Annotated in this window: 22 protein-coding genes; 2 read left to right on the plus strand and 20 right to left on the minus strand. The window is 46.5% G+C overall.

Annotation, left to right across the window (positions count from 1 at the left end):
- The first annotated feature begins 7 nt into the window (after nt 1-7).
- Nucleotides 8-1,141, plus strand: coding sequence for an outer membrane beta-barrel protein (locus AC0J2X_RS10020; protein ID WP_240491619.1), 1,134 nt, complete (start codon nt 8-10; stop codon nt 1,139-1,141).
- Nucleotides 1,142-1,161: 20 nt separating this feature from the next.
- Here the strand turns inward: AC0J2X_RS10020 and AC0J2X_RS10025 are convergent, their stop codons facing one another.
- From AC0J2X_RS10025 to AC0J2X_RS10110, 18 genes are all read right to left on the minus strand, one after another.
- Nucleotides 1,162-2,340 carry an energy transducer TonB gene (locus tag AC0J2X_RS10025; protein ID WP_069945079.1) on the minus strand — a complete coding sequence of 393 codons (1,179 nt, stop codon included), beginning with the start codon at nt 2,338-2,340 and terminating at the stop codon, nt 1,162-1,164.
- Between the two features lie 51 nt (nt 2,341-2,391).
- The gene (locus tag AC0J2X_RS10030) at nt 2,392-3,471 is read right to left on the minus strand and encodes a CNNM domain-containing protein (protein WP_014951013.1); all 1,080 of its coding nucleotides are present in this window, start codon (nt 3,469-3,471) and stop codon (nt 2,392-2,394) included.
- 147 nt (nt 3,472-3,618) lie between these two features.
- Nucleotides 3,619-4,788, minus strand: coding sequence for an SO_0444 family Cu/Zn efflux transporter (locus AC0J2X_RS10035; protein ID WP_069945080.1), 1,170 nt, complete (start codon nt 4,786-4,788; stop codon nt 3,619-3,621).
- A gap of 271 nt (nt 4,789-5,059) precedes the next feature.
- Complete coding sequence (locus AC0J2X_RS10040) at nt 5,060-6,751, minus strand: carbon starvation CstA family protein (protein ID WP_014951015.1); 1,692 nt, start codon at nt 6,749-6,751, stop codon at nt 5,060-5,062.
- Nucleotides 6,752-7,121: 370 nt separating this feature from the next.
- Entirely contained in the window at nt 7,122-8,519 is a 1,398-nt protein-coding gene (locus AC0J2X_RS10045; protein WP_069945081.1) for a flavodoxin domain-containing protein, read from the minus strand.
- Nucleotides 8,520-8,631: 112 nt separating this feature from the next.
- Nucleotides 8,632-9,465 carry a DUF4198 domain-containing protein gene (locus tag AC0J2X_RS10050; RefSeq protein WP_014951017.1) on the minus strand — a complete coding sequence of 278 codons (834 nt, stop codon included), beginning with the start codon at nt 9,463-9,465 and terminating at the stop codon, nt 8,632-8,634.
- A gap of 55 nt (nt 9,466-9,520) precedes the next feature.
- Nucleotides 9,521-10,051, minus strand: coding sequence for a DUF2271 domain-containing protein (locus tag AC0J2X_RS10055; protein WP_472996002.1), 531 nt, complete (start codon nt 10,049-10,051; stop codon nt 9,521-9,523).
- A gap of 46 nt (nt 10,052-10,097) precedes the next feature.
- Nucleotides 10,098-10,697, minus strand: coding sequence for a PepSY-associated TM helix domain-containing protein (locus tag AC0J2X_RS10060; RefSeq protein WP_039227019.1), 600 nt, complete (start codon nt 10,695-10,697; stop codon nt 10,098-10,100).
- Between the two features lie 144 nt (nt 10,698-10,841).
- Nucleotides 10,842-11,192 carry a DUF3325 domain-containing protein gene (locus AC0J2X_RS10065; protein ID WP_014951019.1) on the minus strand — a complete coding sequence of 117 codons (351 nt, stop codon included), beginning with the start codon at nt 11,190-11,192 and terminating at the stop codon, nt 10,842-10,844.
- Nucleotides 11,189-12,805 carry a PepSY-associated TM helix domain-containing protein gene (locus AC0J2X_RS10070; RefSeq protein ID WP_240491620.1) on the minus strand — a complete coding sequence of 539 codons (1,617 nt, stop codon included), beginning with the start codon at nt 12,803-12,805 and terminating at the stop codon, nt 11,189-11,191. The genes AC0J2X_RS10065 and AC0J2X_RS10070 overlap by 4 nt, the downstream gene beginning before the upstream one ends.
- 1 nt (nt 12,806) lies before the next feature.
- Nucleotides 12,807-13,109 carry a hypothetical protein gene (locus AC0J2X_RS10075; RefSeq protein ID WP_039234916.1) on the minus strand — a complete coding sequence of 101 codons (303 nt, stop codon included), beginning with the start codon at nt 13,107-13,109 and terminating at the stop codon, nt 12,807-12,809.
- Nucleotides 13,106-14,479: a tetratricopeptide repeat protein gene (locus AC0J2X_RS10080; protein WP_069945083.1), complete on the minus strand. Its 1,374-nt coding sequence runs from the start codon at nt 14,477-14,479 to the stop codon at nt 13,106-13,108. The genes AC0J2X_RS10075 and AC0J2X_RS10080 overlap by 4 nt, the downstream gene beginning before the upstream one ends.
- Before the next feature lie 76 nt (nt 14,480-14,555).
- A complete protein-coding gene (locus tag AC0J2X_RS10085; protein ID WP_014977608.1) occupies nt 14,556-15,176 on the minus strand; it encodes an energy transducer TonB in 621 nt (206 codons plus the stop codon).
- An 18-nt stretch (nt 15,177-15,194) separates the two neighbouring features.
- Nucleotides 15,195-15,602 carry an ExbD/TolR family protein gene (locus AC0J2X_RS10090; protein ID WP_014951024.1) on the minus strand — a complete coding sequence of 136 codons (408 nt, stop codon included), beginning with the start codon at nt 15,600-15,602 and terminating at the stop codon, nt 15,195-15,197.
- Between the two features lie 2 nt (nt 15,603-15,604).
- On the minus strand, nt 15,605-15,991 hold the full coding sequence (locus tag AC0J2X_RS10095) for a MotA/TolQ/ExbB proton channel family protein (protein ID WP_014951025.1): 387 nt from the start codon (nt 15,989-15,991) through the stop codon (nt 15,605-15,607).
- Nucleotides 15,991-17,367 (minus strand): MotA/TolQ/ExbB proton channel family protein, encoded by a 1,377-nt coding sequence (locus AC0J2X_RS10100; protein ID WP_069945084.1) that lies wholly within the window; start codon nt 17,365-17,367, stop codon nt 15,991-15,993. Before AC0J2X_RS10100 ends, AC0J2X_RS10095 begins: the two co-directional genes overlap by 1 nt.
- Entirely contained in the window at nt 17,364-18,140 is a 777-nt protein-coding gene (locus tag AC0J2X_RS10105) for a DUF3450 family protein (protein WP_472996003.1), read from the minus strand. The genes AC0J2X_RS10100 and AC0J2X_RS10105 overlap by 4 nt, the downstream gene beginning before the upstream one ends.
- Nucleotides 18,141-18,242: 102 nt before the next feature.
- Entirely contained in the window at nt 18,243-20,534 is a 2,292-nt protein-coding gene (locus tag AC0J2X_RS10110; RefSeq protein ID WP_069945085.1) for a FepA family TonB-dependent siderophore receptor, read from the minus strand.
- A gap of 372 nt (nt 20,535-20,906) precedes the next feature.
- Between AC0J2X_RS10110 and AC0J2X_RS10115 the strand changes: the two genes are divergently transcribed.
- On the plus strand, nt 20,907-22,004 hold the full coding sequence (locus AC0J2X_RS10115) for an alpha-hydroxy acid oxidase (protein WP_069945086.1): 1,098 nt from the start codon (nt 20,907-20,909) through the stop codon (nt 22,002-22,004).
- Nucleotides 22,005-22,060: 56 nt separating this feature from the next.
- On the opposite strand, the gene AC0J2X_RS10120 is transcribed toward AC0J2X_RS10115, so the two are convergent.
- Entirely contained in the window at nt 22,061-22,741 is a 681-nt protein-coding gene (locus AC0J2X_RS10120) for a Fe2+-dependent dioxygenase (protein WP_069945087.1), read from the minus strand.
- Between the two features lie 91 nt (nt 22,742-22,832).
- Nucleotides 22,833-25,046 (minus strand): TonB-dependent receptor, encoded by a 2,214-nt coding sequence (locus tag AC0J2X_RS10125; RefSeq protein WP_069945088.1) that lies wholly within the window; start codon nt 25,044-25,046, stop codon nt 22,833-22,835.
- Between the last annotated feature and the right edge of the window lie 119 nt (nt 25,047-25,165).

The following is a 25,165-nucleotide window of genomic DNA, read 5'->3' on the forward strand; positions in this document are numbered from 1 at the left end:
AAGCTTTGTGGCAAAAGATGATTCGCGAAGCTTTCAGCAAATGGGGGCCGGCCATCAGCGTTATGAAAGTAACGGCATACAGCTCTCTCATGCTGTAGTGATAGCTGACTTTATGTTAGCGGATAGTTGGTCGGCAGTTGGCGTCATCAATGGTTATAGCGATGGGGAACAAAAGGTTGGATTCTCCGAACTTTATTTAAAATATCGCCCGTTAGTCGCATCCAGCATAAAACCTGAAGTAAAAATAGGGGCATTTTTTCCTGCTCTCTCAGCGGAAAATACCGACGCGGGTTGGTTATCGCCTCACTTTCTAAGCAACTCAGCAATTAATAGTTGGGTGGGTGAAGAACTAAGAACGGGCGGCATCGAAGTAAGTCTACGACAAAATGGCAGGCAATTAAGAAGCCACTGGTCATGGAAAGTATTAGGCAGCGTATTCAAAGGTAACGATTCCACCGGCACTCTGCTTTCTTGGCGAGGGTTTGCCCTTCACGACAGGCAGTCCGTTTATAATGATCGCGTAAACTTCCTCCCCATTCCCGGCGTCGTCGATGAAGATAAGTTAAACGCACCGGCATGGACTGAACCCTTCAGGGAAATTGACAATCGGTTTGGGTACTACGTAGGAGCTCACTTAGCCTATGCTAGAAAGGCCGAGTTGCGTTATTACTATTACGACAATAATGCAGACCCGAACATTGTTGACCCTGACCGTATTTATGCTTGGCATACGCGCTTTCATTCATTAACACTCCGATACTTACCACGACCTGAGTTAACGGTGTTTTCTCAAGTGCTACTAGGTGACACTTTGATGGGGGAGCATATCGTAGACAACGATTTTTCCAGTGCGTATATCGGTGCGGCATACAACCTAAAGCAATTAGGCTGGGAAGATTTAACTTTAGCCATGCGTGGGGACTGGTATCAGGTGGTAGATAACGATGATGTTATGTATGACCCGAATGGGAGCAGAGGTAACGCCTTTACCGTTAGCGTAAGGTACGACATTACCTCTTATTTATCCGTTAGCACAGAGTGGCAATTAAATTCAGGGCATCAGGAGAATTTGCGTTTTTTCCAATCCGACGAGAACTATAGAGAGCAACTATTTCAACTGGCGTTCACTGTAACTCTGTAGCGACGCGACTGTTGTTCGTCCTACCCTTTGGCCACTTCAATTAAATCAAATTTTGTTTCGCTGTCACCTTTCACCATCACCTGACACTGTCCCCAAGAGTTTGGAATTTGCCAGACATGCGCTTCGGCAACCGTGAATTTTTCTCGATGAGTATCACAACGGACTTCAACGGTATCAAGCTCGCCTTGGATGTTGCCAAAAGCAAACTTACTTCGCACAAGAGTATGGAACCAATTCCCATCACTTCCTATCGTTACGGGCACGGTTAAGTTTTGCTCAGATGCAATAGATTCTTCAATCTGACTAATTAGCGGCGCGATCTCGCCAATACGCTTTTCTTGCGCTTCCATGTCTTGAAGTGTGGTGTAGGATTTTAATGCTTCTGCATAATACCCGCGCTGAGCATCGAGTATGATTTTTCTCTGAAGGGCGTATGCCACATAATCTTCATTAAACACCATGTTATTGAAGCGCTTACTACCGTTGCTGGCAAGTAATCGCGTTAGGCTTTGCGCTTCCCTCTCTACGTCGCCTTGTTTGCTCGCTATATGAGACTCCAAGTTTAGCAACCACGTATTTTCATAGCGGTTTAGCGTATCCCAAGCTAGAAGCTCTTTAAGTGCTTCATCAGCCGCATCAACATCACCCGCATTAAAGCACTCTTCTGCGTCTTTATAAGCTTTAATAAATTTGCGTGTGGCACCGCTTTTTCCGCTTATAGCGAAATCCATTTGGACTGCTTGATGACACTGCTGGGTAGGTTCGCCATCTTTGATCGCGGGGTTATATTGCCATTTCTTAACCGCTGACAGTGCACTGCGTTTGAAAGAAGGGCTTCCAAAGAAGTCTTCTACAACAGGGTCTTTCACTCTGCCTTCTTCGTCGATAACGTAGCTTAGCCTAACCCAACCTTCTCGGCCTTTTCTAATGGCTTGAGATGGGTATTTAGGATCGACACGTTTCAAAGGCTTCGCTGGTGTAAATGCGCTTATGCGCTCTACTTCATCAGCTTTCGATTCTGCGAGCGCTTTTTCTTCAAGATCATCACATGGGATACTCAGTTCCTGTGCAGCTGCACTTGCCGTGAAACCTGTCGCGAGCAAAGCCGCTAAAACGAGCGATGGTTGGGTTCGCTTAACAATATTTTCGTGGGCTGAATATTCTGTTCTCAATGCTTTTTTCCATAAATCCTGTTTCATATTTATCATCCTTAATAATGGCTAAACATTACGAGTGAATTGGCGCTAATTCTATTTTTTAGACGAACTCTCAAGTGACGCATCGGGTACGTTTTTGATCATCATTTGTTCTTTGCGTTTCATCATCATCTTGGCAAGCCTACGCATGCTCACCGTGGTGTCTTTTTCATCTACGATATCGACACCTAGCAAGCGTTCGAGCAGGTCTTCTAGCGTAAGCACCCCTTCTAAACCGCCGTACTCGTCAACCACCAGTAACATATGCACGTGCTTATTGATGAAGTGCTCGAAGGTGACTGACAGCGGCATAGTGTTTAACACGGTAACCATGTCTTTTGCGTATTCAGAAAGCGGCTTATCAGTGTTACCTCTGGCTTGTGCCACCAATAAATCAGAACGCATCACAAAGCCGGTAATGTTTTCTGAGTCGCTGTCTTCAAACACAGGGATACGAGAAAATTCTATATTGGCGTGCTTGTGGAAAAAGCCTTCTACCGTCATCGACTCCGACACTTTAAATAGCGCCGTGCGGTGGGTAATCGCATCTTTCACTTTCAGCTCGTGCAAACTTAACAAGCTTTGCAGAAACGCCGCTTCGTGATTTGCTAGCTGACCTTCTTGCCCCGACAACTCTGCCATGGCGTGTAGCTCACTGCGGCTTAACCCGCGAAGTGGGCTGTCTTCTTTAAAGCCTTTCGTCATTAGCTCAGACATTTTAACGAACGGCATAAGTACAATTGAAAGGTATTTAAGAAAATATGCGGTTACTGGCGCTAGTGTTCGCCAATAGGTTGCACCAAGTGTTTTAGGGATAATCTCAGAAAAAATAAGAATAAGGAGTGTAAGGACTGCTGAAATAACGCCTAGATAGGCGTCACCAAATACTGCTGCCGCTTGCGCACCTGCCCCGGCAGCCCCCATAGTATGAGCAATAGTGTTCAGCGTTAATATTGCTGATAAAGGCGTATTTATATTATCGGTTTGTTTACGTAGTAGCGCACCACTGGCTTTGCCCTCTTTCTCTAACACAGAGATATAAGCGGACGAAACACTCAGAATCACAGCCTCTGCAATGGAGCACAAAAAAGAAAAGCCCAGTGCAATGAAGACGTACACAATAAGTAAAAGCATGTAGTTATTCCAAGCGTCCTTGTAGGTTAAAACGCGTTTTAATTTTAATAAGTTGAACGACTATTATGGATAATAGAGCGGGATATACAAGCGCTCTATGAATATCATTTGAGCGCTTTATTATGAAAGGCATCCGCTGGGCTACTGTTAGCCGCAGCACGCCGAATGTTGCTCTTGGTTATGACGGTGTTGCTGCAGCTTTTTCATACCCAGCCTTAACATTAACCCCGCCAATAAAATCGCGCATAGCCCATAAATCACTTGAACGTCTGCACCGTGCTCATGAACATGGCTTTGCGTTTTGATCATAGAGGCTAAAGAAAACGAAGATACTAGGTAGTTCAGTGCGTAACCAAAACCAATACTCGCAGAGATAACACTGAAAAGGTAAAGCACTAACGTTCGCGTGCCCATTTCTTTTTTGATCATTCCCATCGTTGATACGTTAGTGGCGGGTCCCGCCATTAAAAACACTAAAACAGCACCGGGCGATAGCCCCGCCGCAAGAAACCCAACCGCGAGTGGCGTTGATGCTGTAGCACATATGTACATAGGAATGCCGATTAGCGCCATCACTAGCATGGCGACCACGCCATCACCCCATTGCGTTAAAAAGTCGGTGGGTACCCACGTTTTAATTGCCGCGGCAAGTGCTAATCCAATTAATAACCATATCACAATGTCTTCAAGTAACTTGCCACTGGCATATGAAAGCACGCTTGTGATTTTCGAAGGCGAAGACTCGTGTTTGGGCTTGTCTGTGCTTTCGTGGTTATGAGCATGTGTTTTTTCGCTTGCACAACAAGACGTGCTGGCCTGTATTTGCGGCTCTGGTTTAGGTGCTTGCTTTGAACCACAGCACGATGATTGCGTCGCCTCAGATTGTCGTTGTTGAGCCTCTTCTGCTTCTGCGAAAAAACGCACCATCAATCCAGCATAAATAGCGTTTATAATGGCCGCGATGGGTCTGACAATGGCATACAACGGTCCAAGCAATGCGTAGGACACAGAAACACTGTCTACGCCCGTCTCGGGCGTAGACACTAAAAACGAGATAGTGGAAGATTTAGATGCACCGCTACGCCTAAGCCCAAGTGCCGCTGGGATAACGCCGCAAGAGCACAGAGGTAAAGGCGCACCAATAACCGCGGCCTTTGTAATTGAGCCAAACGATGAGCTGCCCATGTGCTTTTCCAAAAACGAAACGGGTACCAATTCGTGCATGATACCCGCCACCAGCAAACCGAGAAGTAACCAAGGCGCGGATTCAACGAAAAGTGCTAGGAAATTTTGTCCAAGTAAAATGATATCTGACACAAAGCCTCACAGGTTATTTCGTTGAAAGGTCACGTTGAAGAACGCGGCTTTTGACAACAAAGATAACGGTGTTTTAGAACGGTAAGTATAATAACAGATATGCTGTATGACAGAAAATCAGCAAAACTGATTAACCTGATTTATGCGAGTGCGTTTTGCTTTTAAAGGAAAGAAAAATGGCCAGTACAAATGCACTGGCCGAATGTTGACTGTCTCGAAAGTGTAATTTTAAACCACGAGGTCAACCATGAAAGTTTTTGTCGCTAGTGACTTATCCGTTGGCTTGCTCTTTTTTAAGCTTCGATTCCTTTTTGAGTTTTGACACCACAGAAAAAGCTTCAAGCATAACAAGCACAGACACAATAAGTACTACTGCGTCTAAGAATACCAATAGATAGTTACCTTCAACGTAGTATTCTTTAAGTTTAATAAGCCCAGCAAAGAAGGCCATAATCAGTACAAACACCATTGGAATCAGCGTATATTTCGCTGGTCGACCTAATTTAATCAGCATAACCGAGATTACTAACAGGGTTAAACTGGCTAGTATCTGGTTAGTAGAACCGAATAACGGCCAAATAATCATACCGCCACTGCCTGACGCACCACCTGCACCGAAGGCCAGCAATAGACAACATCCAACAGCTACAAGCGTTGCAACCACGCCGTTCTTAAGTGCACCAATTGAATAGATATCGCCCCATTCTTGGATTATGTAGCGCTGCAGACGCACACCCGAGTCCATGGTGGTGCCAGCAAATAGAACAACCATTACCGCAAGGATCGTTGACGAGAAATCTACCGGCAACCCCCAACCCTGCTGAATTAGGTTCGCACCACCAGTGATAAATGCACCCACGCTACCCGCACCCAAGTGGCTGTATACTTCGTGCCATTCTTCTGGAGAAGCTGCAAACGCAACGCCGCTCACAGCGACAATGGTGATAAGTGCCAGTGAACCTTCACCGACCGCGCCTAGGTAACCAACAAAGCGTGCATCGGTCTCTTTGTCTAGCTGCTTAGAGCTGGTACCTGAAGACACAATACCGTGGAAACCAGAAACAGCGCCACACGCTATAGTAACGAACAACAGCGGGATAAGACTTGGAGAATCGACAGCGGTTTGAGCGTTAAACGCTGGCGCCGTGATATCCGGCATAGCAAAAAACACTGCACCATAAAGCAGGAACAAGCCAACAAGTAACTGCATACCGTTAATGAAATCACGAGGCTGTAACAGCATCCAAACTGGTAACAGCGATGCAATAGCGGCGTAAATAAATAAGATAATGATCCAGTTTGCTTTATCTGCTAAACCAAACATGGTTTCCGGTAGACTTAGTGGGATATAGCTACCCGCATACACCGATGCGTAAAGCACAATAATCCCCACAATACACAAGGGTATGAGGCTGAAATTACGTTTAAGCAATTGACCTATGACTAATGCAACTGCGATTGCCATCCAAGCTGGGAATACCGCATTGGGTTGGGAGACAAAAGAGTTCGCGATAACCACGCCAAATACCGCGTTAACCATTAAGAGTACTAGGAAGATCACTATCATAAATAGTGAACGAGAGCGTTTTCCGATGACGGTCTCAGACAGCGCGCCCATTGATTTGCCTTTGTGGCGTGCGCTGGCCCATAAGGCGCCCATATCGTGCACACCGGCAAATAATATCGTACCGAACACAACCCAAAGTACCGCAGGAACCCATCCCCAGTAGACAGCAATAGCTGGACCTACGATGGGTGCTGCCCCCGCCACGGAAGTGAAATGGTGCCCCCACAATACAACTTTATTGGTGGGAACATAGTCCACCCCATCTTTCATTGTATGGGCTGGTGTTACAAAGCTATCATCCAACTTAAATATACGGCTCGCAATAAACTTCGAATATACGAACCAACCGAGCAACATTCCGATGATGCCCAGTATAACAATGGCAATAGACTGCATACTGTCGTCCTAATTTGTTTTATCGACAGGCCCTAGGGCCTATTGTTCTTTGGTGTACGAATTTTGGTTTAAACGTACAACAAAGGTCAGCAGCCCCTAGCCTGTTGATTTTCTTATTTTCAGTTCAAACATTACACCAATTATCGGTGGCGAAAGGTCATACCTGAATAAGAAAACACCTATTTAAGGTATGCCCAACGTACTGTTGCGCATATTTAAACATGCGACAAGGCAAGGGCCTGACACATTAGACTAAAGTCTAACTCAAAGTTTGGGATTTAGCTGTAAGGCTTTTGAGGTTTATTAGCGATGATTCAGCGGTGAAACAGGAAAGCGTAAAACAGACATTAGTTGCCTGCTGTTCTCCACATTAGTAAAGGTCGCGGTGATAACGCCCTTCGTCAGCTAGCACATTGTATGCTTGTTCCTCAAGTATAGACCGCAACGCTTTATCAACGCCTTGGCCCATTCCCTCAAAGTGACCACATACATATACTTGTCCGGTATCACCTAAGAAGGATTTTACCTCATCTCGCTGCTCTACGAGGCGCTGTTGAACATAGCCCCCGTTTTCTTGACGGGAGAAAATCACTGACTTTTTGAAAATACAGTCACTATTTTGAAAAGGCGATAGTGTTTTATCTAGCACGTCATCTTGCGCAGGATTACGCTCGCCAAAAAATATCCATACTGGCCCTGCGTTCTCAAGTAGTGCGCGCTTTGCAAGCTGTGCTCGTACCCCCGCAATACCGCTACCCGCCGCAATCAAAAGCAATGGGCACATTGTGTCTGCAATAATCGCGCTGGTATTTTTACGAATGTAGGCCTGTACTGACTGAGAAAGAGGCAAGGAACGAGTAAGTAAGCCTGAACCTATCCCGAGTTGGCCGTTGTCTTTAACCAGCTGTCGAACTACAAGCTTTACGTCGTGCTCTTGTGGTACCGACGCTATGGTGTAGCTTCGGCTAACTGTTGGTTCCCCTGCTTGCTGAGGAATAAGTACTTCCAACACGTCACCCGCTTCCCATTGTTCATGTAATTCTTGTGTCTGATTAGAATGGTCAACGTTCAACGACAAGCCGAACAGGCCTGGCGACGCTGGGTTTGAAGGTTTGCTCTCAGAGTGGTCAGAGGGTTCGTTTGAAATCTCGCCAGAAGCTAGACTTATTTCATTTAATTGAACCCGATTTTTCAGTGTGAAAGCATGGGTGGGGTGCTGTTCATCCTGTGGCAACGAACCAAGCAAAGACAAATGCTCACCTTTCCCTGAATCTAATGTCGTTAGCGGAGAAAGCGCACGTGCTCCTAGTGCACTGATATTATCAAACAACGTGACTGCGAATTGGCAAAACGCGGCGTATTGCTTATCGCCTAATCCCACCACTTCAAAAGACAGATGGGAAAGGTACTCAGATTGATTCGACGACGCTTTTTTTAGCGCTTTACTAAAGGTTCTACCCGCATCAGGGGGTTCGCCTTCACCGTAGGTACTCACAACAAAAATGACTTTCGACACACTACTTAACGTGTTGAGTTTCAAAGATGCCATGGACACTACCGACGTTTGCTCTTGCTGTGATAGCGCCGCGGCCTTTGCGCGGGCAATTTTTTCAGCTGTACCGGTTTGGCTTGCGTATACGACAAGGGTCTCCTCGCCTGATACCGCATAGTTGTTTTTCTTTCGATGTTTAAAAAATAACACCGCTACCCACAGCATATACATGCCAATGCTTACTATTGCTATGAGTAGACGGTGTGTTTCTGTCATGTGCTTAACTTTTATGCCGTTGTATTGAAATAGCTAGAAACTTAAGAGGCTGTTGCTCTGTGAGTATTTAAAGAACGTTTACAGCCCCTAGCTGCGCAATAACGTGCGGTTATTACAGCGGAAGTACTTCAAATGTGCCTGAGTAGCTACCGTTACGAGACGTTGCAGGCTTTTGCGCTTTATCGTCTTCATAGCCAATTTCTACAAAGTACATACCGGCTTGCGGCCATGTAATTTCAATCTGACCATTTTTGTCAGACGTGACTTTAATCGTTTCCTGATCATTTCTGTAGCGCATACCACCGCGCACAACTTCCACCTCGGCGCCAACCGCAGGCTCACCGTCAATAAGTAACTTGAACGTTGCCGTTTCGGTGGCGAACAAATCATTAGGGTGAGTCACTGGCACTAGCTCCAAACCCACGTTATCAGGCGTGAACACCTTGTTCGATGGCGCACCAAGAGTAACAAACGTTTCTACGCGGCGAGAGCTTTGCATTACGCGAAGATCTTTTGCTTTCTTAGGCACGGCTGTTGCGAACTCTTCCGGCTTATATTCTTCACCACGGCCCGGCCACATCTTGCGCTTGCCTTCTTCATCTCGCCAAAATGCGCGAATACCATTGCTGGCAGACGTCAGTTTGTATGTACCTTCTTTGTTTAATTTCAAATCAAACGTAGTTCGGTACTTACCGCGTGCCATATTTTCTACGTCTACGGCTTCACCTTCTGGTGATTGAACCACTAAGTTACTGGCGTTCATTGCGAAGTGGTCAGGGTGAAAAATAGTATTTGAAATAGCAGCATCAAACGTCACGTAAGCTTCTTCACCTGATAGTACGGTAGAGCTTGGAAGTAACCACGCGCGATGCGCACTGGCTGAAAATGACACGGCAAGTGTTGCTGCTAGCGCAATGGCTGAAGCTTTTACTGATAGTTTTTTCATAATGTCCTCTTATTGGATCTCTACTGAGTGAGCGTTGAATTAGCGCCTCAGCAGATTAGTCTTCCAGACGCAGTACTACACGCCCAAGTTCTGAATTTCCTTTCACCTCTACCGGTAGTGACGCAGCAGATAGCGGTAATGAAAATGGCAGAGACAGTACTTCTCTTCCGCCTACTTCTCGTGATGCCTCAACGCGAAGCGTGTAATCGCCCTCTGGCAGTTGTGCTAACGCTTTATTTAACTGCGAATCAAGGCTGTAATCGCCTGGGCCTTTTGTTGCACTGGTAAGTCCGTCATAAGGCAAATCAAGGCTTCGCCCACTACGACGCCACCATTGGCGCAAGTCTTTAAGCCACTCTTTCCCTTTGTCTTCACGCATTTCAACGTCGTACCATACGGCGACTTGAGTAGCCTTGCGTTTACTGTCTTCAATCCACACGGCAAGATAAGGTTTGTGATATTCAGCCACATCAAGTTGCGGTAAGGCCACGTCAAGTTTGGCTTGGCTTGCAGCGTGAATAGCGCCAGAGGCAAATGTCATACTTAATAAAGTCGATGCGATAACTGCGCCTTTTCGCATTTTCATGTAAACACTCCTTAAAATTGTGTAGGTAAGTGCCACTAGCGTCGCGCTAGTGCACAAACAGTAAAATAATGACAAACGGGATGAGCACACCGAGCGTAGTAATGGGCCAAGTAGACGCGCGTGTTTTCGAGTGACGCATTAATAGTTGCAGCCCAGTTACGCTAAAAATAATGCAGGCAACAGCGAAGATATCGATAAACCAGCGCCAGGCATTTCCCGTGTTCCGCCCTTTATGCAGGTCATTGAAATAAGATATCCATCCTCTATCAACGTTTTCATAAGTTACTGTGCCAAGTTCAGCATCTACTGCTATCCAACTGTCAGCACCGGGTCCAGGCCAAGCGGCATAAAATTCAATACCATCCCACTCTCCCGTCACCGATGAAGGTAGTGAAATACCCTCTTGCGACTGCATAAACGCGACGAGTTCGCTTGGAATGGCTATGTCACCGGTGTCCAGAGAAACCAATTGTTCGACAACCAACGGTGGTAGGCTTGATTCAGCTGACGTTACAGTTCTGTTCGCTGGAATGTCTGCAGCGTGATTTAGCGTAATCCCCGTTAGGGCAAATAACATCATCCCGACCAGACAGACTGCGCCACTAATCCAGTGCCATTGGCGGATGCCGCCTAAAGAAAAACTCATAATTTCGTTGCTAACTCTCTGTACTACTCGGTGATATTGATTAATTCAACGGGCTAGATAATACAGATATTTCCACCCTTTTCAATGTAAATGAGATTTATTCTCATTATTGTATTTTTTGCTCAACAACCTTTAAGTATTGCTTCACTTTTCGCGTAAACGAGGCCCCCAAAAAGCGACAAGCAATAGGTAATTACACACCACGGTGTAAAGGGTAGGTAAATAGGTAAACGTTGCTGAAACCATCACGCTTGCAAGCTGTAAAAGCCCTATCCATACCACCACGCCAATTTCGGTCTTCCACACGTCTATGCAGTTCATGAGGCTTATTGCCATAAGCAAATACGCTAAACTATGAAGTACAATTAAAAGTAGTGGTGAAGGTGTGCTGGTTAGTCGAGTGATACCGGCATGCTTCTTGTTGCCAAGCGAGAGTAGTAAGAAACTCAAATAAGTAAGCACAAATGCGAACACCACATCCAGAATGATACTCATATTAATGCCTCGCTGTTGTCACCTTGCGGCTTATTTTGGCGAGCTGTGTCTTTTCGCTTTGGTGAAGGTGCGCTGTTTACCCGTTTTGCTTTCACGGCTTTGGCTTTTGTGACGTGGTAAGCAGCATAGCCAAATACTGCCGCAAGTGTTATGCACATAAGGTCAAAACCCACTCTCAGGCTATCACCATTTGCAACCGCGAAATCTAAGCCTGTTGCTGAGGTGAGGTGGTCAAGCAAAGGGACAAGCGCAAACAACACTGCTGCAAAGCCAAGTTGAACTACCCACCCTTTTTTGTCTCGCCAAATAAACCCTGCAACCACACATACCAGCCATATTGCGAAAAACACCTTAATTTCCCATAAGCTTCGAGACGTTAGATCAGCAGGAAGTAGTCTATTTACCCAAAAGTAGCCACCGGTCGCACACATTAATCCTGCAATGCTGCCTATATTACTGCCTCTGACCAATTCAAAACCAAACTCTCCAAGCTGCTGCTTTGCCCGTTTCACTACCCACAAAACAGAGCCCGTTCCCACCATAATGGTACCCAGAATACCGGCAAAAAATAGTAACCAGCGAGTAAGGGTATCGGCGAAGCGCGCTTGATGTAGCATATCCAAATAGTTATACGTCGCCTGGCTGGCGTTAGCGGCTACTGAGGCTGGGCGCTCGTTAATGACTTCGCCTTGTGCGTTAAATACCAGCGCACTACTTCCTCCACGCCCCGCACTTAACTGCGTTCTGTTGTTCCCACTTAGCGTAAACTGAGCGTTAGCTTTACCCGGGTGAGTAATAGATAGGCTTTCAACCGGCACCTGCCATGTGCGCTCAGCGTGAGCAATCATCGAAGAGATGGGTAAGGCCAATAAGGCATTAATGTCTGGTGAAGCTAGATTTTGCTGCTGCGCATTCTGGCGTACTTCTGTACCTTGAGGACGGTGCCGCACGCGCTCCTCGCTGTTAAAAGGCAATAGCGTGGCGCCTAATAGAATCAAACCAGAAAAGGTGATCATGATATGAAATGGTAGTGCTAATACCGCACTTATGGCGTGCCCATCTATCCAGCTCAGCAGCTTCTTCTTTGGCCTGAACATAAAGAAATCGGCAAAGATTTTTCTGTGCATGATGACGCCGCTGATAATAGCAACAAACATCATCATACTGACTACGCCTACTATCCAGCGTCCAATGGTTCTGTCGATACCGTATAACTCGAAATGAAAACGATAAAGGAAGTTGCCACCGGCCGTTTCCCTTACTTTTATCTCTTCACCCGTGGACGGGTTCAACATGACCCGTGGACCTCGACGACGCTCGTTACCTGCATTAGCGTCGCGCCACGACAAGTCGAGTGTATTCGAGCGCGCATCTGGTAGTGAGAGTTGCCATTCACTTGCATTGGGCGCATTGATCGCAAGATAACGTAAACCGTGCTCTAGCGCCTTTTCGCTGGGTACTGCGGCGTGTTGTTCTGGCTGCATCCAATAGGTTATTTCGGTTCTAAAAAACGACAGCGTACCGGTAAAAAAAATCGCAAAGAGTAACCAACCAACAAGTATCGAGCTCCAAGTATGAAGCCACGTCATAGACTTTCTGACATTCCCTTTCATGTTAAAGCCCTGTACTGATTGAATAAAGACATAAGGCTAACGCAGAGAGCGCTGTCATTATGATGGACGCCTTTTTCGTCGTATCAAAGATGAACGTAAAAAGGATGAAGGTGCAGTAAACACAAAAGAACAGCATTCTTACCAGCACTTCGTGCTCTCGTCCGTCAGCCCCTATAAAATTGGCGATAGCACTGCTTAGCCACGCTGAAAAAGCGTAGCCCAGTGCCACAGCAATCAGCGTTCTAAGTGCGACATCCAATCGGTCACGATTTATGGCGACGCGGTTCACCGTTTGGCTTTTCATATTGTGTTCTTCACTAGGTTTTCTAGTGACTGGATGTTGCCAAGTAAATCAGAACGGGATGGGTACGATTTATAGACTTGTCGTAAAAGCGTAAGTGCATCTTGGTACTGACGCTGATCTATGGCAATTTGCGCACGCCCGAGCATGGCGCGCTGTTTAACGTCGGCGAGTGACTCAGCTCGTAGATAGGTCATTTTGGCACGTTCGACGTTGTTCTGTTGACGATAAAGTGAAGCAAGAGACAACAGCGCCTCACCATTGTCAGGGGCGTCAGCAATGGCTTTGGTTAAAAGGGAAATTGCCGTTTTGCTTTGCCCTTTGCCCATAGCCAACTGAGCTTTAAGTACATTAAGCGTAGCTGCTTGAGAGGTCGTGAGCTTTTTCACATTGTTGTCGGCAGCTTGCGTTAATTTACCTAAATCAGACCACTGCTCATTAGCCGCTAAGTAAGCCGCTATTTTGGAGTAAGCGTCAAAGCCTTCCCCATCTTTGTCGGTAATGAAAGTCTTCGCATGGGTAGCCAGTATGTCTGCTGCGCGCCGCGGACTGCCGTCAGAAACGTGCAATTTGGCCACTGAAATCAAATTCGACAGCGAGCGGTCACCTAAAGAAAGGGCGGTCTCTAAGCTGCTCAGCGCCTTTACCATGTCACCCTGCTTTAACGCTATTTGTCCCCGTTGGAGCCAAAGCTGCTGATTACTTTCATCATCTACCAACATTTCGCTTAGCAAGCTTTCCGCCTGTGCAAGTGCATTACTTTCAATAAGCGCGAACAATAAACCTTGATACCATTGCTTGTTTTCAGGTTCGAGCATCAACGCATTTTGATAAGCACCAATAGCGGTGACAGGTTTGCCAAGCTGAACATTGGTATAGGCTAGCTGCCCGAAAAGTTGGGCATCTTGAATACCTAGCTCTACGCTTTTAGTTAAATGAGTGCGTGCTTTGGCCAATTTATCTGTCATTAAATACGCCATGCTCAAACTTCTGTGCGCCGATGGAAGGTTTGGCATAGCATCGATAACGTCTAACAGCACTTTTTCGGCAAGTGCGTAGTTTTTCTCATTCAATAGCACTTGTCCGTAAAGCTCACGCAAGCGTGGACTAAATTGAGAAATATCTTGGGTTGCAAATGCGCTGGCAACGTTTGAATAATTGCCTGCTTGCAAGTCGGCCTGAATGCGCCCGATAAACTCACCTTCTTCACGGGATATACGTTCACGATGATCATCTCTATGATGCTGACGCATGACAAACTGCCAATCGGGTTCTTCCAATTCCACCGTTATTTTCGCACTTACTGGCTTAACAAAAGCCAGCGCGCTCACTACACAGCTGAGGACAGTTACGGCTGTAATCTTGTTTAACATTGTCTCAATCAACCTCTAAATTCTTTAGCTTCTATTTCGCTTTATTGCGCTAAACTAGGCCTTTAATAGGCTTCTATTAGGCCTCTATAACTACAGGCCAAATAAAACGCGCCTTCACCGCTTCATCTTCTTTGTAGGGCGATGTAAATTTGCTGGCTTTAACAAAACGCATTATTTCTTTATTGAGCTCGTGATGCGGGTTCTCGACAATATCCATCAGCTTTACGTTGCCGTGTTCGTCAATAATGACGTCGAGCTTTACAATCACCCGCTTGATACCTTGCTTTTTAAGTCGCTTGGGGAAACGTATTTTGACCGGAGTCAGCAAGGTAGGCTTTGAATCCAGTTCGCTTAGCCCAAAGGCGTCCAATTCAATATCAGGCATATCCCATTGGGTTTGGGTCACTTTGACATTTGGCATGTCGGGCTTTGGCACTTGAATATCTGGCTCAACACTTAAATCCGCCATGGTCATGGCTGCGCCACTGCCCTCTACCTGCATAACAAGTTCAGTCTCTTCCACTACATTTTGCGTTTTAGGGGGCGGCGGCGGTGGAGGTGTTACCGCAATGTCTAACTTGCGCACAACCATAGTGTCGGGCTGCAGATTAGACAAAAAGTGCCCTAGCCACATAACGCCGAGCGCACTAACGAGCACCGCACCGCTAAGTAGAGAAGGTTGAAGATTGTATTTCATTGAATTTTGCCTCGTTCGCTATGGCTTCAAAGTGGCGATATTTACCGTGTCGGCACCCGCCAGTTTGGCTTCATCTATGACTTCTACCAGTAATTCAGAGCGAACGGCTTTATCTACCTGAATGACTACTGGGCGTTGTTCTTTCATCAACAATTGCTCAACGGTAGAGCGCACACCGCTCACACCGATATTGGCACTGTCATACACCACTTCACCGGTTCGGGTAATTGCCAGCATAATGGCCATTTGATCGAGCTTTTGTGCTGATATTGCCTGTGGTTTATCTACCTCTACCCCAGTCTCTTTTACAAACACTGTTGAAACGATAAAGAAAATTAAAAGTATAAAAACCACGTCTAGTAGCGGAGACATATCAATGCCTTGCGCTTGCTGGTTTTCAAGGCGTCGCTGTAATCGACTTGCCATGTTTACGCCTCCCTTGCTACGGCACGCTTTACCGCACCATTAACAAACATCAACAAAAGCCAGCCAGGAATAGCCAAGGTTAAGCCAAGCTGAGTGGTAAAAAGTGCATCGGCAATGCCACCAGTGACGACTTGACTATCGACACCTAACGACATCATTCCGGTGAAACTCACTTGTAGGCCTGCTATTGTTCCTAGCAGGCCCATCAAGGGAAGAGCACTAACCAGTACGGCAGGTACCATTTCTCGCTTTGTTAGCTCTTTCTCTCCATCACGCACTTGGGCTATCTCTTTGCGTGTAGTAAACAACACAAAGATTTGCTGGTAAGCAAACCATGCCACCAGCAGCATTAACCAACACAATGCATTCCCCGCTAGCTGTTCAATCATTAGCTTGCGCTCGCTTGCTGTTGACCATCACTCTTTTGGTCGCTTTTCTCAGCAACGTCAGGCTCGTCATTGCTAAGTACAAGCGCGAAACTTTCGAGCTCTTCGTAGTAATGTCGCGCTTTGCGAGAGAGTACGGCATTTAGAATTAATGCCGGTATGGCCACAACTAAGCCTAACTCTGTCGTAACCAAGGCTTTAGCGATCCCGCCAGAAATAACTTCGGGGTCGCTTGAACCGAATGCCGTCATCATTCTAAAGGTTTCAATCATGCCGCTTACCGTACCTAGAAGACCTAGCAAGGGTGCAACGGCAGCAGTTACAGCAATGGTGCCGTTGTATTTTTCTAGCTTGATTTTGTCTTGCTGGAGTGCAGAAAACAGCTCATCGTCGCGTTCAGTTGGCGTGCTTGCACGCTTAGTTATGTCATACAGCTCGCGCTGCATGCCATCAAAGAAGCCCACACCTGAACTGCCCACCATGTTCACCAGAGCTTTGCCTGATGCTACTTGCTTAACCTTCGGTAAGCGCCATAGCTGAATAACTTTAAACAGTGCGATAAGCGTAGCGAGAAGGGCAAACAAAACGATAGGGATCACCCACACTCCGCCTTTCACAACATGTTCAATTACCCCTTCTGACGCTTGCTCGCGCGTTGCTGCGCGGCCAAGGGTAGGATCTATTTTAATGCTGCCATTGCCGCTGCTTGCCAAGCTTGCAAGGCTTTCGGTATCCGTATCTGAAAAAGTGGACGTAGAGGTAAACAGGTCTTGCTTACGCTCTGCCGTACCCGCAACGTTTTGTGCTTGCGCCAGATACCACGTCACCGGGCCAAGAGTAAGCACTTTTGCTTGGGTCACTTCGCCATTCGCCAGTACAACCTTTCCTGCACTGAAATTAGGGGTTTGTTGATTGGCAAACTCTTTCGCTTTTTCACCCACTTTCTGGACTTTGTCAGACAAGCTCATTTCGCTTAATGACAGACTGTCTACACCAGTTTGAAGCAGGAAACGGCTCAACAAATTTTGTTGGAACTCTTGTTGCTCGCTCCAGCTCGATAGGCGATTTTCTAACTGTGAAAGACTAAGGGTTCTTTCGTCCATTTTACGGCGAGCTACCGTGGTTTCATTGCGCAGTTTCATTACCTGCTGTTCAAGCGCACGCAATTCATTAGCCAGCGCTACCCGCTCTTTACTAATTTTGCTTTCGGTGCGATCCAGACGCGCTTTCGCGTCTTTAATATTGGCCAGCATGCTATCTTCAGGCGCTGCCACTGCCGGTACACAAACCACAGCTGCGCACAAAGCAACACATGCTGCGATGAGAGAGGACTTCAACATTGGATTAAATGTTGTGAGGACGTGAGATAAGCATTTCATTCGCCTTCTCCTTTAGCCAGTGTAAGTGATAAAGAAACAAAGTCAGGTTCATGCTTTTTCTCAAAAATAGCGACGGCAAGGGCCACCGATTCGCTATCTACATTGTCACTGAATTGCCACTGCCACTCGCCATTTTTAACGCGACCGGCCCCCTGATATTGACCATCGGCGTTGGTAAACCACGCATAGCTGCTGCCAACAAAGAACTGCTTAACTAATACATCTTTGTCATCGGGAGCACGCATTACGGTTTCGTTAACCAGAAGCTTGCTATTGAATTGCGCAAGGGATGAAAGTTTTGCAAGGGTAACCTGAAGCTTATTTGACGTGTCGGCGTCAGCCGCTAATTCGGCTTGCTCTTTATCCCACGTCTGGCGAATAATTTCAGGAAGCGACGAGTAAAGGCTGTCTACTTGCCCTATTACTCCAGTCAATGCACGCTCTACCCCACCCTGTTGTGCTTCAAGCTCACTTTGCTCAGAGAGCAGTGCTTCTCGCTGGGCTTCTACGTCGGTGGTTGCAGCCTTACTTTCGTCAATCATACTCTGCAGCTGAGTACGTTCAGCTTTAAGCAGTTGAATACGCTGACGCAATGCAGGCTCTGATTCACGCCACTCGTTTTCTAGCTTTTGCGTCTGGCGCTCAATGCTAATCCACTTTTCAGTGAGCCCGTCGATATCGCTGGCTTTTGTTGCTGCCATCACAATACCTGATGAGGCCACGGCAAGTGATACCAGTACAAAAGAAAGCGCTGCACTTCTTTTAACTTTCATTCAAATCCCTTACATCTCTTGGCTGAATTAATGAGATTGCCGGCACGTCGATATCGCTATCGAGGCCGGCATTTTTAATGTCTTGTTACTGCTTGCTAAGTATTAGAACTGGTAAGTAGCAGACAACAAGAAGCTTCTTTCTGGTTCATTGAAAGTATTCGCCCCTGCGTTAGATGCTTGTGTACCTTCACGCTTAACGCTTTCGTTAAACAAGTTCTTAACCGACACGTTGAAGCTTAAGTTTTCGTCGAACGCGTAAATGGCGTTAATGTTGGTGATGGTATAGGCTTCGCGATCATCAGCTTCGATAACGGCGCCCGAATTAACGCTGGCCGTAGGGCTTTCTGTCTCACCGTAATGTTGAGCGCTAAGCACAAGCTCAAGTGCATCGGTGGCTTGCCAGCTTATTAGCGAGTTCACTGTGTAGTCAGGAACGATAGATAATGGCTGGCCAGTAGATTTATCTTCTGACTCAAGCATCACGGTAAAGTTGGTCGACCACTCAATAGTGCTGGTTACAGGGAACAACAAGTTACCTTCAAGGCCAGAAATAACCGCTTCAGGAACGTTAAACCACTGGAATACCTGAACGTTTGCCTCGCCACCTTCTTCGCCAGGTAACACATACTCTGGCGGTACATTACCGGTGCCAATTTTGTCTTTATAGTCGTTGTGGAAGTAAGTAATACCCGCGTTCAAACCCTCTTCGTTGGTGTAGTTAACACCAATTTCTTTGTTTACTGAGGTTTCGTGCTCTAGGTCAGGGTTTCCTAGAATGTGGCACCCGCCACCTAGGTTAGAGAAGTCAACTGGGCAACCATTACCTCGTGTGTAGTACACGTAGTTAGGGTTTAATTGATAGAGATTTGGTGCTTTAAAAGCACGGCTAATACCACCTTGAACCACAATATTAGGCGATGCCTGCCATGATGCATTCAAGCTCGGGCTAAGGTTTGTACCCGCTTTGCTGTGATCATCAAAACGCAGTCCAGGCGTAAGCGTGATTGAATCCGTTAGCATGATGTTGTCTTCAACATACACACCTACAAGCGTGGCGTCGGTTTCAGATGGACGATTTTCTGGGTCAGTCTCTACACCAGGAATAGTGCCGTCATCAACCACATTCAGAGAAAGCTGATTGCTAACTGAATCGTCTAGGGTCTCTTTGCGGTATTCCGCACCAAACGTTGCGGTTTGATTGAAGCCGCCTAACGTTAAAGGCACATTCCACTCGGTCTTTGCCGTAATGTTCTCTAATTTGATGGTGGTCATCTCAAGGCTATTAATGCGACCTTCACCACCACCTGCAGAGCCTTCACCTAAACGGCTGTTAGACGTGCTTTCGTATTGGATATAGCTAAATGAATCGCCGAAGTCATACTCACCATTGTGTGTTACGCCGAACGTACGACGGTGCATTACTAGTGTTTCTTCACCAATTAAGCTCTGAGCATCGGTTTCTGCCAGGTCTTCAGCGTCTGGAATGATGACGTTGCCATTTTCATCAACGGGGTAGCTTACGCCTTGAAATGCATTGTCACCGGCATAGCGGTTGCCTTGGCGGCTATAGGCTGCTTCAAAGTCCCAGCGATTAATATCATCTTGGTCGAAGCGAACAAGAGTACGCACGTCGATGTTTTCAACACCTTCACGTCCTGCACCTACCGCTTTCGCTGTGCCGCCGCGGCCCGTTGTTACGTCTGTTGCGTCTAAATTTACGCGTGGGTCGTCAGCGTCCTGTTCGTTGTAGTTAACAATAGTGCGGTGAGAGAAACGCTCAGATAAAGGCGCACTTGTTACTAGGTTAAAACGACGGTTGTCGCCTTCGTATTTATTTGAAGAAAGCTCGGTCTGAGCGGTGATAGAGGTAGAAGCTTCATCAGGAGACTTAGTGATAATATTGATAACACCACCTGATGCGCCAGAGCCATAGCGAGCCGCTGCTGGACCACGAATAACTTCAATGCTCTCAATCGCTTCAGCTGGAACCCAGTTGCTGTCGCCCTGTGTGTTTCGCTCGCCTGAACGGCCCATTTTTACAGAGTTACGCGACAACACTGGCTTGCCGTCAATTAAAATAAGCGTATTTTCTGGACCCATTCCGCGAATGTCGATTTGACGTTTGTTGCCATACTGTCCTGAGCTTGAGTTACCTGTAAGGTTGATACCCGGCATGGTTCTTACAATTTCAGCGATATCGTTAGTGACAGGACGACGTTTGAAATCTTCTTCCGTAATGATAGACACGCCTTGGGCTTGCTTCAGCTCTTCAGACGCAGATTGCACAACGGTGGTGTCGAGCGTTTCTATCTCTTCGCTTTGCGCCAGCACACCCGCTGACAACATGGGAAACAGGGTTCCTAACAAAATAATGCGCTTACCATTTACAGGCATTTGATAATCCTTAATGTGTTGAGTGTTGGCCAGCCAGTGGCTCGCCATTTCAAAATGTTGTGTCTTGTTACGCGCGGCTTGTCTTCATAAATGGCTCTACCGCCAAACATGAGCAAAGCACTAACTATTTGAGTTAGGGCAATTGGTGTGATTATTGTTATTCCAAGAAAGAATGCCCAAAAGTGAGACTATCCGTAGAAACTTGCATCCCCTGTCTGTCATAGGGAATTTTCATCGCTTTATTTCTCTTCTTATTTGCAAGAAGTGGCTAATCGTGCTCAAATCGCACTGCATCTTAATGACAATTATTATCATTTGCAATTTAATTAATATTGAAAGGCTTTTTACTTTCTTTACATAAAACTGACGAATATGCTTAAAACACCGCTAAATACAATTCCTAAAACCCTTGCAGCACTGTCTGATTACGAGACCCTGGCTCGGGAGCGACTAACCCCACAATCGTGGGCATATATTGCCGGTGGCTCTGCAGATGAATTGTCGATGCGAAGAAATCGAGAAAAATTAGACGACCTGTGTTTACTTCCCCGCGCTTTGAAAGATGTCAAACTGGGGGGAACTAAAACCACCTTGTTAGGGCAGCAGTTTGAACACCCTATAATTTCAGGGCCTGTTGCTTATCAAGCGTTAGCGCATCCCAATGGTGAGATTGCTACGGCGATGGCAACACAAGCTCAAGGCGGCTTATGGGTGATGAGCACGTTAGCCAGTTGCTCCTTTGAAGATATTTCTAGTCAGGTGGAAAGCCCCCGCTGGTTTCAACTCTATGTTCAACCTACCCTTTCACAAACTCTAGAACTCATACAAAAAGCAGAACATTTTCAGTTTTCAGCATTGGTAATCACCATCGATGCGCCAATTAACGGCTTGCGAAACCGTGAGCAGAGAGCTGAATTTTCGCTCCCTCCAAATGTGCGCGCGGTCAATATAGATACGCCTCCTCCCTTAGTGCACCCCGGAGAAGGCAAGAGCGTGGTATTTCAAGGGCTTATGGCACAGGCTCCTACATGGGACGATATTGCTCTTATCCAGCAACACACGTCATTACCCATTGTGTTGAAAGGTGTTCTTAATCCACTGGACGCTCAAAAAGCAGCAGAACTTGGCGTAGCGGGTATTGTAGTGTCGAATCACGGCGGCCGTGCTTTGGACAGCGTGCCTTCACCGGTAGAAATGCTTCCTATTATTCGCCAAACGGTTGGTGATGAAATGATGGTACTGGCCGACAGCGGTGTGCGCAGAGGCGCTGATGTGGTAAAGCTCATGGCACTGGGTGCTAACGCCGTGCTTATTGGTCGGCCTCTGATGTACGGATTAGCCACGGCGGGGGCATTAGGTGTTGCTCACACTATTCGATTGTTGAGAGACGAGCTTGAAATGACAATGGCGCTTTGCGGCGTAGGCACCATAGAAGAAATAAATAAGCACTGTTTATGGCCCACAGCTTAGTCAATTTCTTAGAAAATTTCACCGCGCAAACACGCATGACCTGCAGGTCTTTAAGCTTAGGTTTCACTCCACTGTCTTAACAGATTGTGATACACACCCGAAAGCCTGACAATTTCAGCGTTATTAGGCGTCTCGGCGCTAAGTGCCTGAATACTCATATCTAAGTCGTACAGAATACGGCGTTGTTCAGCACTTCTTACTAAACTTTGCATCCAAAAAAAGGACGCGAGCCGACGGCCTTTTGTAACTGGCGTCACTTTATGTAAACTGGTTGATGGGTACATTACCATATCGCCCGCCGCGAATTTCACACGCTGCTCTCCATAAGTATCTTGGATCACGAGCTCTCCCCCTTCGTATTCTTCGGGCTCACTGAGAAAAACCGTCATTGAGATATCCGTACGAACCTTTACAGCGGTTCCTGCCACTCGCCTAATGGTATTGTCGATATGATCGCCAAACTCTCCTTCACTCTGATAGCAGTTGAACATAGGAGGGTATATCTTGTTTGGTAATCCTGCTGCAAGAATATGCTGCGACTGACCCATCAAGCTCAAAATGAAATCTCCGAGCTGACGTGCCGTGGGAGAATCTTCAGGCAACTGCAGGTTTTTCTTGGCATGTAACGCTAAATGCCCCGCTGTTACAGCGCCATCAACCCAATCGGCTTTCTCAAGAAGCGACACCGCATCGGTGACTTCTTGTTTGGTAAGGAAGTTCTCAATTCTAACCAGCATGATGTTCCCATTGTGGCAAAGCGAGTAAAATATAAAAAACCAGCCAGAGGTCTTTTTACCTAAGGCTGGTTTTATAATAACGAATACTCAATTAGAAAGTATAGTTAGCAAAGACAGCTACACTTCGAGGGTTCCCTGGACGGAAGTGCCCTTTAGCGCTGTAATCTACCACGTACTCTTCATCTGTTAAGTTATCAACGTTTAACTGAAGCTTTAGATCCTCTGTCACTTGATAAGATGCCATTAGGAAAAGCGTAGTGTAAGAATCGACCGTGAAATAAGCCGTATTTCTGCGCCAGTAGGTTTCACCAGAGTTGTAATAGATACCACCGCCCACATTCAGTTTGTTATCCATTGCAGCATAGTTAACCCAAATGTTAGCCGTATCATCTGGCGACGCTTGTAGACCGTTACCGATAGAATCCGCTGTCGTGTCCTGGGTAACTTCAGTATCTAAACTCGCATAGTTTGCAGAGATTGATAGTGAGTCCGTTAGCATACCTGTAACGCTGACTTCATAGCCTTTAGACTCTTGCTCACCCGCTAGCGAATACACTGTGACACCGTCTTCAATATTTTGTGAATCGACCACGTCTTTCGTAGTTTCAAACACAGCACCGCTAACAAGCAGCTGGTCGTTAAAGAACTGCCATTTCACACCAAGTTCAGTGGTTACTGCATTTTCAGGCCTTACCGCATTTTGCGCGGCGTTGGTTGATAGCGCTAACGCTACGCCGGGCGGCTGCTTAGAGTTACTGTGACTTAGGTAAATATTACCGTTCTCTGTAGGCATATAGCTCACCGCTGCACCGTAGCTAAAGTAACTGTCTTGCGCATCTAAGCCATCGAAGCATCCGTTACGTCGGCTACACGCAGAACCGGAAATATCAAAATCGTCATAACGCGCGTTGATGTCTACTTGAAGGTGCTCACCGACTTTAATGGTATCTAGAAGATATAAGGCTACCGTGCTCGCATCGCCCGAAGTGTCATTGCCGCTACGCGTTGTGCCACCTGTTACAAACACGTTGTTTTGCAAGTCGAAAGGGTTAATGGTGGGAGCTTCCAACACATTGCCTTGCCCATCGACATAGGTGTAATTTGCTGTCACACCAAAACTGGTACGCTCTTCTTCTGCTACTTCTGCACCCAGCACAACTCGATGCTTCAAAGCCCCAGATTCAAGTGAAAGAATTGCGTCTAGTTGTGATACAAATAAATCAGTCTCTTCGTCCAATGCTTGCAAGCGCTCAGCATTCAATAGGTTAGCTTCTTCACCTGAATTCCACCACGGACGACCAATTACTGACTCTTTTTCGTTGCTACCAAAACGGGTTTGGCTACGAAGCGTTACCACGTCGTTTACTTTGTGATTGATAACTAAGGTGTACATTTGTGTCGACACTTCTTCGAAGTCGCGGCCCGGCACACTGTAATATTCGTCCCATAAACCCGAATCTATCGGTCCTTCGGGCTGACCTGTAGCTTCTGCAGCCGCTGAAGTTAGGAAGGGAAGACCAAGCACCGGAACGTTATCCTGCTCCATCACAAATACATCAAGGTTTATGTCTGTTGCTTCATTCACTTTATAAAGTAATGAGCCCGCCACACCAGTGGTTTGGTATTCCTCAACGCCATTGTCAAAGAAGTCACCGCCATCGCTGTATAACAGGTTTAAACGGCCCGCAACATTCTCAGAAAGCTTCTTATTGTAATCCAGTGTTACACGTGCGTTTTCGAAAGAGTCATAGCGACCTGACACTGCACCAAAATCTTCAAGTCGCGCACGTTTAGTTGCCAGGTTAACGCTACCACCACCGGTAGAGCGACCGTCTAACGAGCCGCTTCCGCCCTTGATAACTTCTACAGCTTCGTAGTTGAAGGTATCGCGGCTGTAACCAGCTATATCGCGAATACCGTCTACATAGATATTTGAGCGTGCATCAAAACCACGAATGGTGACCTTGTCGCTGGCAGACACGACACCGCCACCACCTTCACCACCACCAAACGTTGATACGCCTGCAACGTTTCGAAGCGCATCGTTTAAGTTGGTAATCCCCTGATCTTCAAGAAGGCGTTCTGAAATCACGTTGATCGAACGAGGGGTATTCGCGATGGGTTGCGTTAGCTTTACTGAAGAGGTTTCGTCAACTTTATAACCCGCTTCTTCGGTAGCTTGAACCTTAGTGGTTTCTAACTCTTGAACTGCGGTATTCTCTTGTTGAGCGAGTGCGGTTCCAAATGGTATTGCTGCGGTGACTGTCAGCGCTAGTGCGCTTTTTTTTGTATTCATTTTCTTCATGAAAAAGAAGTCCCTTTAGTGCTTTTAAGTGTGTGATTAAATGCCTAAATGTACCGAGTTGAATTTTGGCACCGAGTAAAATACAGAGAGATTAAACTAAATGCAAATTATTATTATTT

This window comes from Alteromonas sp. R7, from assembly GCF_055755235.1.

What these genes read in the sequence shown, in the direction of transcription:
- AC0J2X_RS10070 (WP_240491620.1), bottom strand. Translation starts at nt 12,805, where the DNA reads ATGAAAGGGAATGTCAGAAAGTCTATGACGTGGCTTCATACTTGGAGC.
- AC0J2X_RS10030 (WP_014951013.1), bottom strand. Translation starts at nt 3,471, where the DNA reads ATGCTTTTACTTATTGTGTACGTCTTCATTGCACTGGGCTTTTCTTTT.
- AC0J2X_RS10025 (WP_069945079.1), bottom strand. Translation starts at nt 2,340, where the DNA reads ATGAAACAGGATTTATGGAAAAAAGCATTGAGAACAGAATATTCAGCC.
- AC0J2X_RS10125 (WP_069945088.1), bottom strand. Translation starts at nt 25,046, where the DNA reads ATGAAGAAAATGAATACAAAAAAAAGCGCACTAGCGCTGACAGTCACC.
- AC0J2X_RS10105 (WP_472996003.1), bottom strand. Translation starts at nt 18,140, where the DNA reads ATGAAAGTTAAAAGAAGTGCAGCGCTTTCTTTTGTACTGGTATCACTT.
- AC0J2X_RS10115 (WP_069945086.1), top strand. Translation starts at nt 20,907, where the DNA reads ATGCTTAAAACACCGCTAAATACAATTCCTAAAACCCTTGCAGCACTG.
- AC0J2X_RS10110 (WP_069945085.1), bottom strand. Translation starts at nt 20,534, where the DNA reads ATGCCTGTAAATGGTAAGCGCATTATTTTGTTAGGAACCCTGTTTCCC.
- AC0J2X_RS10075 (WP_039234916.1), bottom strand. Translation starts at nt 13,109, where the DNA reads ATGAAAAGCCAAACGGTGAACCGCGTCGCCATAAATCGTGACCGATTG.
- AC0J2X_RS10060 (WP_039227019.1), bottom strand. Translation starts at nt 10,697, where the DNA reads ATGAGTTTTTCTTTAGGCGGCATCCGCCAATGGCACTGGATTAGTGGC.
- AC0J2X_RS10080 (WP_069945083.1), bottom strand. Translation starts at nt 14,479, where the DNA reads ATGTTAAACAAGATTACAGCCGTAACTGTCCTCAGCTGTGTAGTGAGC.
- AC0J2X_RS10055 (WP_472996002.1), bottom strand. Translation starts at nt 10,051, where the DNA reads ATGAAAATGCGAAAAGGCGCAGTTATCGCATCGACTTTATTAAGTATG.
- AC0J2X_RS10100 (WP_069945084.1), bottom strand. Translation starts at nt 17,367, where the DNA reads ATGAAATGCTTATCTCACGTCCTCACAACATTTAATCCAATGTTGAAG.
- AC0J2X_RS10050 (WP_014951017.1), bottom strand. Translation starts at nt 9,465, where the DNA reads ATGAAAAAACTATCAGTAAAAGCTTCAGCCATTGCGCTAGCAGCAACA.
- AC0J2X_RS10095 (WP_014951025.1), bottom strand. Translation starts at nt 15,991, where the DNA reads ATGATTGAACAGCTAGCGGGGAATGCATTGTGTTGGTTAATGCTGCTG.
- AC0J2X_RS10040 (WP_014951015.1), bottom strand. Translation starts at nt 6,751, where the DNA reads ATGCAGTCTATTGCCATTGTTATACTGGGCATCATCGGAATGTTGCTC.
- AC0J2X_RS10090 (WP_014951024.1), bottom strand. Translation starts at nt 15,602, where the DNA reads ATGGCAAGTCGATTACAGCGACGCCTTGAAAACCAGCAAGCGCAAGGC.
- AC0J2X_RS10045 (WP_069945081.1), bottom strand. Translation starts at nt 8,519, where the DNA reads ATGACAGAAACACACCGTCTACTCATAGCAATAGTAAGCATTGGCATG.
- AC0J2X_RS10085 (WP_014977608.1), bottom strand. Translation starts at nt 15,176, where the DNA reads ATGAAATACAATCTTCAACCTTCTCTACTTAGCGGTGCGGTGCTCGTT.
- AC0J2X_RS10065 (WP_014951019.1), bottom strand. Translation starts at nt 11,192, where the DNA reads ATGAGTATCATTCTGGATGTGGTGTTCGCATTTGTGCTTACTTATTTG.
- AC0J2X_RS10120 (WP_069945087.1), bottom strand. Translation starts at nt 22,741, where the DNA reads ATGCTGGTTAGAATTGAGAACTTCCTTACCAAACAAGAAGTCACCGAT.